11 protein-coding genes and 1 pseudogene are annotated in these 16,339 nt (G+C 58.9%); all 12 read left to right on the top strand.

Features of this window, described 5'->3' with window-relative positions:
- Positions 1-19 precede the first annotated feature (19 nt).
- Complete coding sequence (locus IDH44_RS02975; RefSeq protein ID WP_190914554.1) at positions 20-1,687, top strand: extracellular solute-binding protein; 1,668 nt, start codon at positions 20-22, stop codon at positions 1,685-1,687.
- Positions 1,688-1,754: 67 nt separating this feature from the next.
- On the top strand, positions 1,755-4,469 hold the full coding sequence (locus IDH44_RS02970) for a hypothetical protein (RefSeq protein WP_190914552.1): 2,715 nt from the start codon (positions 1,755-1,757) through the stop codon (positions 4,467-4,469).
- 8 nt (positions 4,470-4,477) lie between these two features.
- Positions 4,478-6,541: a beta-galactosidase gene (locus IDH44_RS02965; RefSeq protein ID WP_190914550.1), complete on the top strand. Its 2,064-nt coding sequence runs from the start codon at positions 4,478-4,480 to the stop codon at positions 6,539-6,541.
- Positions 6,542-6,556: 15 nt separating this feature from the next.
- A complete protein-coding gene (locus IDH44_RS02960) occupies positions 6,557-8,569 on the top strand; it encodes a beta-galactosidase trimerization domain-containing protein (protein WP_190914548.1) in 2,013 nt (670 codons plus the stop codon).
- Positions 8,570-8,605: 36 nt separating this feature from the next.
- On the top strand, positions 8,606-9,472 hold the full coding sequence (locus tag IDH44_RS02955) for a 2-hydroxy-3-oxopropionate reductase (RefSeq protein WP_190914546.1): 867 nt from the start codon (positions 8,606-8,608) through the stop codon (positions 9,470-9,472).
- Entirely contained in the window at positions 9,469-10,602 is a 1,134-nt protein-coding gene (dgoD, locus tag IDH44_RS02950; protein ID WP_190914544.1) for a galactonate dehydratase, read from the top strand. Before IDH44_RS02955 ends, dgoD begins: the two co-directional genes overlap by 4 nt.
- Positions 10,603-10,640: 38 nt before the next feature.
- Entirely contained in the window at positions 10,641-11,627 is a 987-nt protein-coding gene (locus tag IDH44_RS02945; RefSeq protein WP_190914543.1) for a D-2-hydroxyacid dehydrogenase, read from the top strand.
- 34 nt (positions 11,628-11,661) lie between these two features.
- Positions 11,662-11,805: pseudogene (locus IDH44_RS26360) on the top strand (RNA polymerase subunit sigma-70); the annotation flags it as partial.
- 179 nt (positions 11,806-11,984) lie between these two features.
- On the top strand, positions 11,985-13,547 hold the full coding sequence (locus IDH44_RS02940) for a helix-turn-helix domain-containing protein (RefSeq protein WP_190914541.1): 1,563 nt from the start codon (positions 11,985-11,987) through the stop codon (positions 13,545-13,547).
- 115 nt (positions 13,548-13,662) lie between these two features.
- A complete protein-coding gene (locus IDH44_RS02935; protein WP_190914539.1) occupies positions 13,663-14,283 on the top strand; it encodes a nitroreductase family protein in 621 nt (206 codons plus the stop codon).
- Complete coding sequence (locus tag IDH44_RS02930) at positions 14,252-15,292, top strand: FecCD family ABC transporter permease (RefSeq protein ID WP_223869327.1); 1,041 nt, start codon at positions 14,252-14,254, stop codon at positions 15,290-15,292. Before IDH44_RS02935 ends, IDH44_RS02930 begins: the two co-directional genes overlap by 32 nt.
- Positions 15,292-16,317 carry a FecCD family ABC transporter permease gene (locus IDH44_RS02925; protein WP_190914535.1) on the top strand — a complete coding sequence of 342 codons (1,026 nt, stop codon included), beginning with the start codon at positions 15,292-15,294 and terminating at the stop codon, positions 16,315-16,317. Before IDH44_RS02930 ends, IDH44_RS02925 begins: the two co-directional genes overlap by 1 nt.
- Positions 16,318-16,339 lie beyond the last annotated feature (22 nt).

The raw sequence follows: 16,339 nt of genomic DNA, 5'->3' as shown, positions 1-16,339 counted from the left end.
AAAAAGGGAGCGAGCAAGCTTGAAAAAGAAAAGAACGTATAGCATCGCGCTAAGTTTGCTGTTGTGCTGCGCCATCGTCGTGAGCGGTTGCACGGGAGGATCGGAAAATCAAAACGGAGGCGACGAAACGTCGCTGAACCTATCTGCGCCCGGCGAGCTTCCACTGGTCGACGAAAAAACGACGATCAAAATCACCGTCCCTCGATCTTCCAATATTCTATCCTACGAATACGGGGAAAACGAGCTGACGACATGGCTAGAGGACCAAACGAACGTCCATATCGAATGGAACTTTTATCCTTCTGCCGATGCGGGACAAAAGCTCAATCTGGAGTTGTCGTCCGGCGGCGATGTGGGCGATCTGATCATGGGTTTTGACGAGGCGGACTTCGAAATGGATAACGCCATGATCGCCAACTACGGCTCGCAGGGCATATTTGCTCCGCTGAATGATTTGATTGAGAAAAACGGGTTTTACATCAACGAGATGTTTGAGGAGAATCCGAATATGAAGCAAGCGACCACTGCGCCGGACGGCAACATTTACGCGCTGCACAAGGTTGGCAATTGCTACAACTGCGATCGTTCCATGCGCTTCTGGGTGAATGAAGAGTTCCTTGCGGCGCTGAATATGTCCGTTCCCGAGACGACCGAGGAGCTGTATCAGTATTTGAAGGCGGTCAAGGAGCAGGATGTGAACGGCAACGGCGATCCAAGCGATGAAATTCCGTTGACCGGCTCGCCTCGCGGTTGGTTTACGGAGGTGCATGATTTCATTTTGAATGCGTTCACGTACAAGGACGATAACGACCTTTACGTAAAGGACGACGTCATCCATGCCGCCTTTGTAACGGAGGAATGGAAGGAAGGCCTGACATACTTGAACAAGCTGTACAGCGAAGGCTTGATCGATCCTTCTTCTTTTACCAACGATACAAACCAATTGAACCAACTGATCGAACTAAGCGACGGCAATACGGTCGGCGCCTTCCCGGGCGGCATCGAATACGGAGTCAACGACGAAACCAAAATGAAATACGAGATTGTACCGCCAATTCAGGGGCCGGACGGCTTCCAGTATGCATACTTCAACGAATACGGCGCCGTCAATGCGGTGAAGTTCGTCATCCCGGCCAGCGGTAAAAACAAGGATCTGGTCATGAAGTGGCTCGACTTCATGTATAAGCCCGAAACCGCGATGCGCAATCGTTACGGTGTGCCCGGGGTAGATTGGGAGGAGCCCGAGCAAGGAAAGGTCGCGGCCAACGGGGGTCAGGCAATGTACAGAACAATCGATTCTGCAACGACCGAGCAGCAGCACAGCTCGCATTGGGACGGCGCCAATCACGTCTATACGCCGTTCGGATCCGATGCGCGAGAGCGTTACCCGGAAGGGCAATACGACATGGAGACTTCGCTATATAATGCGGCGGTAGAGTACGACGCGTTCACGGAGCCGGGCACGATGGTGCCGCCGTTCTTCTTCGGCCCTGACGACGCGGCCCGATTCAACGAGCTGAGAAATGAAGTCAATCGCCACGTCCAGGCATCGACCGCCGATTTTATTGTCGGCAACCGCAAGCTCGACAGCGATTGGGAAAAATACTTGTCCGAGCTGGAGTCGATGGGGCTGAGCGACTATATTAAGATGATGCAGACCGAATACGACAAAAACTGGAAATCATAGCGCCGGGTCCGCTCCTCGTCGAACGGCTGGCGGGGAGCGGATTCGACCGGATTAAGGAGGATGAGGCGTGGGAGCAGCAAATCTGGATGCGGCAATTATCGATGCGCGGCGCGGCGCGTTTGGCGCAGAGCCGCAGCCTCGATGGGCAGCCGAATGTTTGGAACGGGTGCTGCTGGAGGGACAGCTTAAGGTCAGACGATATGAGGCGGCGGTCGAATCGTGCGAGGGGAATGCCGCAGCAGCTCTGACAATTGTGCTGGAGGGCGCGGATGGGCAAGACGCCGCGGCGCGCGCGGGGCAAGACGTTCCTTCGGAAGCGGATTCGTTCGCAATCCTTCGCTTCGAGGAGCGGGGCGCAACGACGCTGTCGCTGGTCGGACGCGACGCGCGCGGGCTGATGTACGCCATTCTCGAGCTGACCGATGTCGCCAGGCACGCGGAGCGTCCGCTCGAAGCGCTGGCGGCCGTCCGGCAGCGAAGCGAACGTCCGGCCAACATCGTGCGGAGCGTGACCCGTTTGTTTACGAGCGAGCCGGAGGACAAGCCCTGGTTTTACGATCGAAGCTTCTGGGACGAATATTTGACGGAGCTGGCGACGCATCGTTTCAACCGATTTACGCTTGGCGTCGGGACCGGTTACGATTATTTGATCGACCGTGTCGTGCCGGATTCGTATTTTTGCTTTTTTTATCCCTTTGTGCTGGCCGTTCCCGGCTACGACGTCCGAGTAGTCGGGCTAGCGGAGGAAGAGCGCGCGTTGAATCTCGAGACACTCCGTTACATTGCCGCTGCAGCCGAGACGCGCGGCCTGGATTTTCGACTTGGTCTGTGGAACCATGCCTACGACTACGGCCCCCGGGCGACAGAAGGGACGCACAGCGTCGTGGGCCTCGATCCGCATTGTCATGCCGCGTATTGTCGGGACGCGCTGGCTCTGCTGCTCCGCGAGTGTCCGGGCATTCGCGGCTTGACGTTTCGCGTGCATTTTGAGGGCGGCGTGCCTGAGCCGACGCATCAATTCTGGACTGTCGTGCTTGAGCGAGTCGGCGAGGCCGAACAATTGCTCGAGATCGATTTTCACGCAAAGGGCGTGGGCGAACAATTGATCGAACTGGTGGGCGGCACGGGGAAGCGGCTAATGCTGTCTACCAAATATTGGGCGGAGCATATGGGGCCGGCCTATCATCAAGCCTCGATTCGGGAGAAGGAGTTCGGTCGCGCACCGAGCACGGGTCATCATGACGCCGGGGCGGGCGGCATGGCGGTGACGTCCAAGCGAAGCTACACCCGTTACGGCTATGCCGATTTTATGCGGGAGGGACGTTCCTATGCCATCATTCACCGGATCTGGCCGGGAACGCAGCGCGTCCTGATGTGGGGGGACCCCGAGCAGGCAGCGGGAATCGGACGTTACGCAGGGTTTCAAGGTTCAGAGGGAGTGGAATGGTTCGATCCGCTTTCGTTCAAGGGGAAGAAGGGCTCGGGCCGAGCGGGCGGCCGAGAGGTGTATACCGCCGAGCGATTGAAGCTGGGACTGCGCGATTGGACCAAGTACTGCTACGCCTACCGGCTGTGGGGCAGACTGGCTTACAATCCCGTTGCAGACCCGGATGAGTGGCGCAGGTACTTGCGCAATGTGTACGGCAGCGCCGCCGACGCTTGCGAACGGGCATTGGCGCAAGCGACGCGAATCTTACCGTTTGTGACTCTGGTGCACGCGCCTTCAGTGGCTAATAACGTGTATTGGCCGGAAATGTACACGAACATTCCGCTTGTGCGCGGATCTGAGAAGGCGGATAATCCGTACGCCGCTTCGGGATGGCCCGCTAATGCGGATTTTGACATGGAGCCGCCGTATACCTTTGGGAACGCAAGCCCGCTCGATCCCGTGCAGGTGTACCGGATCGATGAATTCGCCGACGATCTCATTGCCGGGCGTAGCTGCGGCAAGCTGACGCCCTCCGAAATTGCCGATCGTTTGCAGACGATGGCCGAGCAGGCACTGCTGGCGCTGGAGCAGGCCGAGCGTCTGACAATTGATTCGCAAGACTCGGAATTCATGAGATTGGCCGTCGACGTGCGCATCATGGCCGGGCTGGGGAGGTTTTTTGCGGACAAGTATCGCGCCGGACTTGCCTTCGCAATCTACGAACGAGCCGGCGGAAAGCGGCTGCTGACGGAGACGCTGGCGCATTACCGCGCGGCGCGCGACGCCTGGCAAGCCATCGTATCCGCCTCCAAGGATGTCTACCATAGAGACCTGACGTTTGGACACACGCCCTATTCCCGGGGCCATTGGTCCGACCGAATCGCTGCCATCGATGAGGATATCGAGGCTGTGGCGCGTATAGCCGCGGAGCGAGAAGGCGAAGACACGCTCGCCGGGGAGCGCGGCGTAGCCGATTGGCTGAGCGCGTGCGATCTGCGTACGCGTCCAATTGCGTCGCACCTGCCGCAAGCCAGCCTTGTCCGAGGGCAGCCGGCCGTACTGCGTTTGACGCTGACGGACAGAGCCGATGCGGTGGCGACCGTCCGGCTGTTCTATCGGCATGTCAATCAGGCCGAGTCGTATAAAATACTCGTCATGGACCGACGGGCGGAAGAAACGGTTTATGAAGGCGTCATTCCGGGGGCATATACGGATTCCCCATACGGACTGCTCTACTTTTTCGAGTTGGCCGGCCCGGATGCACGCGCCTGGCAGTTGCCGGGACTCGACGACACCTTGTCTCGCCAGCCGTACTATGTAATGGATGTTGTTACTCATGCGAATAAGGAGTGAGCGAACCTATGCAACGAACGATTGTGAAGGGCAAAAACAATGAAGAACAGTGGTGGTTCAAAAGACCGTGGCGGCAATTGCAGACCAATCTGCGCGAAATCGATTGGCTCGATATTGACGCCGAGCGGATCGTCGCCGACCTCAAGTCGTTCAAAGCGACTTCGGTGCTGATCAATTCGTCCGGCATTGTGGCCAACTACCCGACGACGCATCCGTATCACTTCCAGAACCCCTATTTGCAAGGAGACAGTCTGGAAACGATCATTGAGGCCTGCCATCGTGCGGATATTGCGGTGCTGGCTCGTACGGACTTCTCCAAGGTGCGCCGTCCGATCTACGAGTTGCATCCAGAGTGGGCCTATATTTCAAACGAGGGGAGCATCGTGGATTACAACGGCGACGTCCACGTATGCTTCAATAGTCAATATCAGCAGCGACATGCGTTCGAAATCATGAAGGAGACACTGGATCTGCTGGACTTCGACGGCATCTTCTTCAATGCGGGCGGATACCAGACCATTGACTACAGCAACAACCATCACGGAATTTGCCAATGCGACAACTGTCGCACGCGATTCGCGGCGATGTACGCCCTCGACCTACCGCTCGTCGAGGACATGAATGATCCGGTATACCGCAAATACCTGCTTTTCAAACAGGAGACATCCAGGGTATACGAGCGCCAGGTGTACGATTTTGTATCGGGAATTCGTACGAATATCCTCGTTGCCAACAATAAGGCACAGGGTGCCTTGACAAGAGGGGAGTCCCATGCAGAGATTTATTTGCCGCTCCCCAATTGGCAGTATAGCGGCTCGGACAATACCAAGCATGCCAAGGCGTCGCATTACCCGATGCTTTCAGTGAATTCGAGCGCCGACTTTGTCGGAATCGAATACCGTCACGTCGCCGTATCGCCGCATCAGCAAAGCTTGCGCCAAGCCCAAAACCTGGCCAACGGCGGTGGCATGTGCTATTACATTATCGGTCGCGTCGACAACAAAGCGGATCGGTCGGCTTACGACAGCATCAAGCAATGGTACCATTACCACGCGGCGCATGAGCAGGAATACGCGAATTTGACGTCCAAGGCGGATATTGCGATTCTCATGAACAATCCGCATCCGCGAACCAATGCCGAGTGGGAATATCAGGGGTGGTTCCGGTTCCTGGCGGAAAATCATTATCTGTTCGATTCGTTTTCGAAAGGCGCTGCCGAGACGGTGCCGTTCGACCGCTATAAGGCGGTGATCGTGCACGAATATGAACAGCTTGGCGACGCGCTGTGCCGCAAGCTGGACGAATTTGCCCAATCCGGCGGGACGGTGATTGCCGTGTCCAAGGCAGGGTTCCGGGGAGACGATCTCGAGCTGCGCGAACAGCCCGCGCTCGAATGTCTCGGCATCACGCGTTATAAGCAGGTCAGGACGGGGATGGTCGCGGCGTATTTAAAGGTCGACCGCAAGGACGCGTTCCCTCGCTTTCACGACAATGACTTGTGCTATGTCCACGGCACGTATGTATATGCGGACTACAATGAGCGAGTCGAAAAGTATTTGAAGCTCATTCCGCCGCATCATTACGGACCGCCGGAGCGTTGTTACTACACGATCGAAACGGATCATCCCGGTGTCACGGTCCATGCGTACGGAAAGGGCAAGGGAATTTATTTCCCCTGGGAGCCGGGCAAGCAGTTCACGGCGCACGGGCATACGAATACAATCCGATTGGTCGCCGACGTCCTTGAGGAGCTAGCCGGTCTGGATCCGGTGCGAGGCAATCTGTCGCCGATGGTGGAGGTGACGTTGCATCGCAATGAGGACGATGGCTCGGATCTGTTGCATCTGGTGAACGGGTCCGGACACTTCGGGACCAGCTACTATGCGCCAATCACAATGCACGACCTGGAGCTAACGCTGCCGGTCGAGGGCGGGGTGCGTGAAGCACGCAGCCTGATGACCGGGGAAGCATACCCGGTCGAAGAGGAGAATGACAGTATGATCCGAATCCGAATTCCGCGTCTCGAGCAGCTTGAGGCTGTGAAAATTGTATATGGTCAAGCAACAAGCTGAAGGAGGAGAGCGGGCATGAGCCAGTCCCAACAATGGTGGAGGAATCGCCCATGGCGCCAAATTCAAACGAATTTGCGGGAAATTGACATGCGGGATATAGATGCCGAGCGCTACGTTGCCGACTTGCAAGCATTTAACGCCAATGTGGCGATGATTAATACGGCCGGCATCATCGCCAGCTATCCGACGAAGCTGCCTTATCATTTCCAAAGCTCGTACTTGACCGGGGACAGCCTGGAGGAGATAATCGCCGCCTGTCACCGTGCGGATATTCGGGTGATCGCGCGTACCGATTTCTCTAAAGTGCGCAGACCGTTGTACGAGCAGCATCCCGAATGGGCATACAAAAGCCCGGACGGAGTGATTGTCGACTACAACGGCGACGTGCACGTCTGTCTCAACGGGGAGTATCAGCAGCGATGTGCGCCCGAAATTATCAAAGAGGCTATTACTGAACTGGACGTCGACGGCATTTTCTTTAATATGGGCGGCTACCAGGTAACGGATTATAGCTACCGGTATTACGGCATCTGCCATTGCGATAGCTGCCGGCGCGCGTTTGCGAAGGCGTACGGCTTGGACTTGCCGAAGGAAGAAGATCTGCGGGATCCGGCATTTCGTTACTACCGGCAGTTTCAGGCGAGCACCTTGGCGGCGTACGAGGATAAAATAACGGACGTCATATTGAAGGCTCGCCCCGACATTTGCATTGCCAATTGTCTGCGTCTGCAGGAAGGCATGATTCGCCAGGAGTCGAATACGGCGCTGGATCGTCCGTTGCCGCGCTGGCCGTACAGCGCTTCGGAAAATACGAAATGGGCGGTCGGCACGTATCCGAGCATGGTATCGAGCAATACGACGGTCGATTTTCTCGATTTTTCCCATCGCCATGTAGCAGTATCGCCGGCGCAGCAGCAGCTCAGGCTCGCGCAGGCGCTGGCGAACGGAGGCGGGCTCGATTATTATTTGATCGGGCGGCTGGACAATCACGAGGATCGCTCCGGATTCGCGGGCATCAAGGAGATGTTTCGCTACCACGCGACGCACGGCGAGCAATATGTGAATCTTGAATCGCGGGCGGAGGTCGCACTGCTGAATGCGCCGGTTGCCGATCAGGCAGAATTCCGCGGCTGGTATCGGGTGCTGACGGAGCATCATTTCCTGTTCGACGTCTTGCTTGTCCCGCAGGCGCTGCAGCGACCGTGGGACAAGTACAAAGCGATCCTCGTGCCAGATGTGCGGCAGCTAAGCGACGAGGTGGTGAGCCGACTGGATGCGTATGCCGCTGCCGGGGGAACGCTCGTTTCCACATGCGCAAGCGGCTTTGAGAATGAATGTGGCGAAGCGCGCACCGGGCCTCCGTTTGCCTCTATGGGCATGCACGACATCTTGTCGTTGCGCGCGGACAACCGCGCCTCGTATTTCAAGCTGGATTGCAAGGAGCGCTTTCCACGGTTTGTCGACACCGATTTGATCTACCTGGATACCGATTACGTATTTGCGGCGTACCGCGACGAGACTAAGCGGTATTTTAGACTGGTCCCGCCGCATAGGTTCGGTCCGCCAGAGCGCTGTTATTATACGCAGGTTACTGAGCATCCCGGCTTTACGGTTCATCGTTACGGAAGCGGCCAGGGCATTTATATTCCATGGAAGCCGGGTGAGCATTTCTATCGGCACGGTTATACCAACACGAGCGATTTTGCCGCCGATCTGCTGGAGCATGTCGCAGGTGTGCCGCGGCTGCGAGGCAGTCTGCCGCCGATGGTCGAGGCGACGCTTTTCGAGCAGCAGAGCCGGGACGCGACATTACTGCAGCTTGTCAATGGCACCGGTCATTTCGGCGTGACGTTTTTTGCGCCGGCGGCTTTGTCCGGTCTGGAGGTCGGCTTCGCGTACGAGGCGGCCCCGCAATCGGTATACAGCCTCGTTGCCGAAGCGGAGCGCGAGTTCGAGTACCGCGCTGGCGTCCTGACCATCAAGCTGGACCGTCTGGAGTTGTTCGAAGCGATCAAAATCAGTCGCTGACCGGGAGTGCCGGGGCGGCAGAGCGGAGGAAAAGAAATGAAAATCGGGTTCATCGGATTGGGCATCATGGGCAAGCCAATGGCCAAACATCTGCTGCAAGCGGGATACGAGCTGTATGTATACAATCGCAGCGAGGCCGCTGTGGAAGAGCTGGTTGCGCTGGGCGCAACGGCGTGTCCGGACTCGCGCCGGGTGGCGGAGGCGACGGACCTCGTCGTCACGATGCTGCCGGATTCGCCGCAGGTGGAGGAGGTCGCGCTCGGCGCGTCGGGCATATTGGAAGGTATCAGCAGGGGGAAGATCGTCGTCGATACCAGCTCGATTGACCCGGCCGTATCTCGCAAGGTTGCCGACGCGCTCCACGAACGCGGCGCATATTATTTCGACGCGCCGGTGAGCGGCGGAGAGATCGGCGCGATGGAAGCAAAGTTGGCGATCATGATAGGTGGACCGGAGGATGTCTACGCGCGGGTCAGACCGGTGCTGGAAAAGATGGGGACCTCGATTACCCGTGTCGGCGAAGTCGGCGCCGGCAATACGGTAAAGCTAATTAATCAGATGATTGTCGCCGTTAATATTGCGGCGCTGTCCGAGGGAATGGCCTTTGCTCGACAAGCCGGTCTGGATCTCTCCCTCGTCCACGAAGCGATCCGGGGCGGACTGGCCGGCAGCCGGGTCATGGAGACCAAAATGGACGCGCTTAGCCGAGAAACCTATCAGCCGGGCTTCCGGGTTGAGCTGCATGCCAAAGACCTGCGCAATGCCGTTGCCGCCGGACGCGGAATCGGGGCCGATCTCAGTCTGACACTCCCCATGCTTGAGCGGTTGGAGCGCCTGATTGAGCACGGCTACGGGCGGGAGGATCACAGCGCCTTGTACCGCACGTTCAGGTCCGGCCAATGAAAATTATTGCTGTCACGGTAATTCATACGAGCGGTGTTTTCGTCAAAATTGAGACGGACGAGGGGCTCGTCGGGTACGGAGAAGGAACGAACTTCTCCCCGAATGCCGTAACGGGCATGATCGAAGATTTGAAGCCTTATGTAATCGGACAAGATCCGCGACGCATCGAATATTTGTGGCAGGCATGCTTCCGCCGGTTGTTCGCGCGCGGCGGACCGGTAACCGGCTCCGCGCTCGCGGCCATCGATCTGGCTCTCTGGGATATAAAGGGCAAGGCGCTCGGCGTGCCGGTCTATCAGCTGCTGGGCGGTCTGGCGCGCGATAAGGTAAGGGTGTATGGAGCTGTCGCCGGCAAGACGGCCGCGGAGATTGCGGCCAACGCCAAAAAACTGGCGGAGCGGGGCATTACCGCTATTCGATATCGTGCCTTCCACGACTGGGACGAACTGGACCTTCACGATCACAAAAGGGCGGTCCTGCAACAGGTGGAATATACGGAAGCAATTCGGGCCGCAGTAGGCGACGAGGTCGATCTGATCATCGAATGCCATGGTCGCTACGACCCCGATTACGCGGTGATGCTGGCGAGGAACGTGGAGCGATTCCGTCCGCTGTACATTGAAGATCCGATTCGACATGAGAACCCGAAGGCCTATCAACGACTCAGACCGTACACCAGCATCCCGCTTGCGACGGGGGAGCGCGGACATAGCAAGTACGAATACCGGGAGCTGCTGGAGCACGGCTATGTCGATTACCTGAGGCCGGACATCTGTTGGTGCGGCGGCTTGACGGAAATGCGAAAAATTGCGGCTATGGCCGAAACGTATTATGTCAATCTGGTGCCGCACAACAATTGGGGAGCGCTAGGAACGGCGGCCAGCTTGCACGCATCGCTGGCCTTGCCAAATATTGCGTTGCTGGAGCTCCCGATCTCCGGAAAAAATCCGGACGAACTGGATGCCGCGATCGCCGCGCCCTATCCCGAGGTAAGGGACGGCTACGCATTGCCGCTGCACGGACCGGGACTGGGCATCTCGTTCGCCGAAGCGGAGGCGGCGGCCCGTCCGCCGCGCCGTGTCGTATTGCCCATGCTCGACGCGACGGACGGCTCGGTTAGGGACTGGTAACGGCGCAGCATGCCTGGAGGGATGAGGAGGGAAGTGAAGTGAACGAGATACAGACGGTTTTGAGCACGGTCGGGTTCAAGGCCGAGCAATTGCAACGGTTGCGCGACGTATTCGCGGAGGCGCGCTTTATTCAATTGCGTCCAAATGATGCAGCCGGCATTGCGGAGGCACTCCGCTTGGCGGACGTTGCGATACTGGCATCCGATCTGGATGAGCGCTACTGGAACGCTCCGCGTCTGCGCTGGATACATTGCGATCATGCGGGACTGAATAATTCGGCGCGCCCGGAGGTATTCGAGCGCGGCTTGTTGGTCAGCGGCTCTGCCGGTCGTTCGGCGCCGGCCTTGGCGGATCACGCTTTGTTTTTCATGCTTGCGCTGACGTTTCAATACCCATCGTTTCTCGATGCCCAGCGTGCGCACCTCTGGGGCTTTCCGGGGCAGGAAAAGCTGCGCGGTCTGTACGGCCAGACGGTGGGCATCATTGGGATGGGAAATATCGGCCGCGAATTGGCGCTGCGCGCCAAGGCTTGCGGCATGCGCGTTCACGGCTACAGGCGCAGGGCAGCCGATTGCCCAGAGGCGGTGGATCGGATGTACTGCGCTGAACGCGGAGAGCAGTTGGATTCGTTATTGCGCGAGTGCGATTTTGCCATTGTGGCCGTACCGCTTTCTGATGCGACTCATCATTTGATTGGGGCGCGCGAACTGGCGCTGATGAAACCGACAGCTTTTTTGATTAATCTGGCACGGGGCGCAATCGTCGACGAGGCGGCGCTGCTCTGCGCGCTTCGCGAAGCGCGTTTGGCGGGAGCGGGGCTGGATACCTTCTCCCAGGAGCCGCTGCCGCCCAGCCATCCGTTGTGGGATGCGCCGCGCACCTTGATTACCCCGCATTGTACGCCGCCGGTATACGATCGGACGGAGCGCTCCATTGCCATCATAGCGGAGAATGCCCGACGGTATCGCGCGGGGGAACGGCTGCTTAACGAGCTCACGCCTGCCGATGTGTACACGCGCGGCTAACCGAGTTGCGGCCTGGTCCGCAGGCACAAATAGGCGTCACCCGCGGCTGTTTGCGGAGGGCGACCTGCATTCCCGGAATGTACTGATCGAGCCCAAGCTTCGTCTCGTTGCCCATATTGTCAAAAAAATCGATAATATGGGCAAAGACTTGGAGGATCTCATTTCCATCGGCGCGATTGTACGACAACGCATTGCTGGCGCAGCAGCTGTCCTGAATTGACCTTGCGCAGAGACTGCCGTCTCCGCTCCCGTGCTGCCGCGGGTGCGGAGGATATTGCAGCATCTGCGTATTTCTTTTACAATGATAATGAGAATTATTATCACACTCTTTTATTAATAAAGATGGAGTTGAGGCAAATGGGCGCTCGATGCCGCGAAGCGATTGCAATTGAAGCCGGCGGGCTACGCCGTATCCGGATAGCAGAAGCATGCGCTTTGCCGCAGTCGGAGGAGCCGGACCTGCTGCGGCTCATTTACATTGTGTCGGGACAGGGCGTCTTCCGCACTCAGGGGAGCGCGACGGCTATGCAGCAGGGCATGGCGGTGCTCGTCTCCGCGGCCCAGACTGCTGGACTCGACAACTGGCCGGAGCGAGGCGGGACGATGTGGGCGAGCGTGATCGACTTCGCAGGAGCGCGTACATGGCGCGCTGCGGGCCGGTGGCATGCCGAGGCGCTGGCGCTGGACAGTCCGCTAATTATTCGGACGGGCGATGCGATCGTGCATCATCATCTCGAGCAGCTGTCCGTGGTCGAAGCCCGCGAGAAAGACGATCTCGGTCGACATGATGCCCAAGCCCGGGCTGCTTTTCATCTGGCCGAGGTGTGGCGCAAGGCGACTGCCGCGCGGCCGGAGCCTCCCGGCGTCTCGCTGAGCGCGTCGGCAATTGCCTCGATCAAGGCGCGGATGGACGAGTTCAGCGATGAATCGTATCATATCGATATGCTGGCGATGCGCTCGGGGATGAATACGACCGCCTTCTACCAACAGTTCAAGCACTATACCTCGCTGAGCCCGCTGCAATACATGACCAAAAAAAGGATAGACAAGGCGGCTCGTCTGTTAGCCGCCGGTCCGACGAAAGTCCAGGATGTGGCGCGTGCAGTCGGGTACCACGACCCGTACTATTTCAGCCGAATGTTCCGCAAGGTGCTCGGCATTAGCCCGCGCCGCTATCAACAGGTGGCAGCGCAAAAGATCGTCGTACTCGGGCCCGCGCTGCTCGGCGACCTGTGCGCGCTCGGTCTGGATGCTCGCCGCATCGTCGTGCTGCTGACCGAGGAGACGCGCGCCAAGCATCTGATGAACGTCGAGGCGCATCCTTTCAGTTGGGAGCGTCTTGCTCAGGAGCGTCCGGATTATATATTCGGTACGGAACGCGAGCGTCCGGTGCTGGAGCGGCTGTCGGGAATCACCCCGACCGTGCTGATCGATTACAAGCGCAGTCCATGGCGCGAGCACCTGGGCACGATGGCGTCTCAGATCGGTATGGCGGAAGTCGCGCAGAGCTGGTTGCATTATTACGACCGCAAGGCCGAGGCCGTACGGCGTCAGATCGCTGAGCGTTTTGCCGGCCAGACCGTCTTGGCCTCCCGTATCGTGGGGGGACAAGCACGGGTATTCGGCAGACGCCGCCGCAAGCTGAGCGATGTCCTTTATCGCGACCTTCAACTGACGGCTCCAGCTTCGGCCAGCGGTTTCGGCTACGAGGACCTGCCGGACATCGCGTCGCTCAATGCATTCGGCGCCGATCATTTGGTCCTGTTTAGCGACCAGTCGGCAGAAGCGCTGGCGTTACATACCGGGCAACTGAAGGCACGCTTGTATTTCTCCAGGCCTTATCCTTGGCTGCACTACTCGGCGCTTGGCCACGACGATGCGTTGAACGAGGCGGAGCGTCTATTTCAAAGCTCGAACTGATGCCTCACTCGGAGAATCGTCCAAAAAAAATGGACGATTCTCCATTTTCATATTCAGAAAGCAAGGTAAACTATATGTTGATAATGAATATCAATTGCAAAGGGGTGCCGTTTCAATGTCGTTCCAATTATCATCCGTGCGTCGCGAGACTCCGGTAGCCGAAGCTATCAAAGCGCGGCGGACGATCAAGCAATTCAAGCCGGATGCAGTAGAGGAAGCGCTCCTGCGCGAGCTGCTGGAGGTGGCGGTATGGGCGCCCAATCACCGGTTGCGGGAGCCGTGGCGCTTCGCCTGTTATGTAGGCGATGGTCGCGAGTCGCTCGTCCAGGCCATCAGGCGTCACGCCAAAAAACGCAAAAACCTGGATTATTATCGCAGCGTGCCGGTCCATCTGCTTGTCGTTATGCAAGAGAGCGAACCTGGGTGCAAGTGGGACGAGGACTTTTCGGCGGTCAGCTCGCTGATTCAAAACCTGCAACTGGCCGCTTGGGAGCAGGGCTTGGGCGCGGTATGGAAAACCGACCCGTTCACGCAAAATCCGGACTTTAAGGCAGAGCTCGGCGTGCAAGCCGGAGAAAAGATCGTCGGCCTGATGCTGCTCGGCTATCCCGAGCAAGTGCCGCAGGCGCAGCCACGCACGGCGCTGGATGAAAAACTGACGGTGATTCGCACGTTCGCAGGCGATGTGGAGGCGGCGGAGCAAGATGGCGAAGCTTCAGCAGCAGGCGGAAGCTAGCCCGCCGCTTCGCACGCGCCCACTGGCGGCGAGTCTGATCCTGCTGATCGGGATTGGCGCGATCGCCCTTGGCATCGGGCTATCGATTGCGGTAGGCGTGGCGGACATCACGCTCGGCACAGTGTGGGATGCGCTGGTACGCTTCGATGGAGGCAATAATCATCATCAGATCATCCAGTCGCTGCGGCTGCCGCGCGCACTCGCCGGCGCGCTGGTCGGCGCGGCCTTCGCTGTGTCGGGCGCGCTGATCCAGGGGATGACGCGCAATCCGATCGCCGACACCGGCCTGCTCGGCGTCAATGCCGGAGCCGGCTTTGCGGTGGTGCTCGTCTTTGCTTTTATTCCGTGGCTGCCGTTCGCTTACATCATTATGTTCTCCTTCATCGGGGCCGGGCTGGGCGTCGCGCTCGTCTACGGCATCGCCTATTTCTCGCGTGGCGGCATGACGCCGCTCAAGCTCGTGCTGGCAGGCGCAGTCGTCGGCTCGCTCGTCTCCGGACTGAGCCAGGCGATCTCGCTCTTGTTCCAGATCAATTACGATCTGGCGTTCTGGTCGGCCGGCGGGATCTCGACTGCGGACTGGTTCCAGGTATCGGTGATGCTGCCTTGGATCGTCGCCGGCCTGACCTGCGCGCTCATCCTGTCGCGCTCGGTCACCATTCTCAGCCTCGGCGAAGATGTGGCAGCTGGTCTCGGTCAGCGAACCAAGCTGGTCAAGGGTCTGGGCGCGGCGATTGTGATGGTGCTGACCGGCGCCTCGGTCGCAACGGTAGGCGGCGTCGGTTTCATCGGTCTGATCGTGCCGCACATCGTGCGTTATCTCGTGGGGGTCGATTACCGCTGGATCATTCCGTGCTCGGCCGTACTCGGCGCGGTGCTGGTGCTGCTGGCGGACATCGGCGCCAAAATGATCGCGGTGCCGTACGAGACGCCGCTCGGCTCGATTATCGCTGTGCTCGGCGTGCCGTTCTTTCTCTACCTGGCGCGGCGCGAGAGGAGGGAGCTGTGATGGGGAACGAGGGCATGACTGCCAGGCGAGCCGGGCGGAGCGTACGCATCGTTGTTTTGTTGGGCATCATTCTGCTGGTCGGCTTCGTCGTCAGTCTCAATACCGGCCGCTATAGCATTGGCCCGCTCGAGGTGTGGCAGACTCTGCTCGGCGCGGGCAGCCGCAAGCAGGCGATCGTGCTGTTCGATCTGCGCTTGCCGCGCATGCTGATCGGCGTCATGATCGGTGCGGGTCTGGCGATCTCGGGCGCGGTGCTGCAGGGCATCTCGCGCAACGGCTTGTCCGATCCGGGCATTCTCGGCATCAATGCGGGAGCGGGCATGGCTGTGCTGCTGTTCGTCTCGTTCTACCCGGCGACGAGCATGGCGCCGCCGTTCCTGATGCCCTTCCTGGCTCTGATCGGGGCAGCGATGTCGGCGGTGTTGATCTACACGCTGTCGTACAAACGCGGCGCAGGCATTACACCGACGCGGCTGTTGCTGACGGGCATCGCGGTCGGTGCGGGCTTGAGTGCGGTCAGCGTCATCCTGACGCTGCAGCTCAATCCACGCAATTACGAGTTCGTCGTCACGTGGCAGATGGGCTCGCTGTGGGGTTCGAACTGGAAATTCGTGCTGGCCTTGCTGCCCTGGATCCTTGTGCTGCTGCCGTATGTCTATTGGAAATCGCGGATCATGAACATCCTCAGCACGAACGAACAGATCGCCGCGGGGCTCGGTGTAGCGATCAATCGCGAGCGGCTGTGGCTGCTTGCGGCGGCCGTCGGCCTGGCTGCGAGCAGCGTGGCCACGGGCGGCGGTATCGGCTTCATCGGCCTGCTCGGCCCGCATATCGCGCGGCGCATGGTCGGTCCGCAGCATCAGTACATGCTGCCGGTGGCGGCGATGGTCGGGGCTTTGCTCGTGCTCACGGGCGATACGATCGGTCGCAGCATCATGGAATATACGGAGGTGCCGGCAGGCGTCGTCATCTCATTGCTGGGCGGACCTTATTTTATTTATTTGCTGATGCGCGTGCGGACATGATGCCGCATGGCGCCGTTTTTAC

This window comes from Paenibacillus sabuli (assembly GCF_014705605.1).
Lineage (GTDB): Bacteria > Bacillota > Bacilli > Paenibacillales > Paenibacillaceae > Paenibacillus_D > Paenibacillus_D sabuli.
The sequence above is the reverse complement of the archived record's forward strand: the minus strand, read 5'-3'. Positions and strand labels throughout refer to the sequence as shown.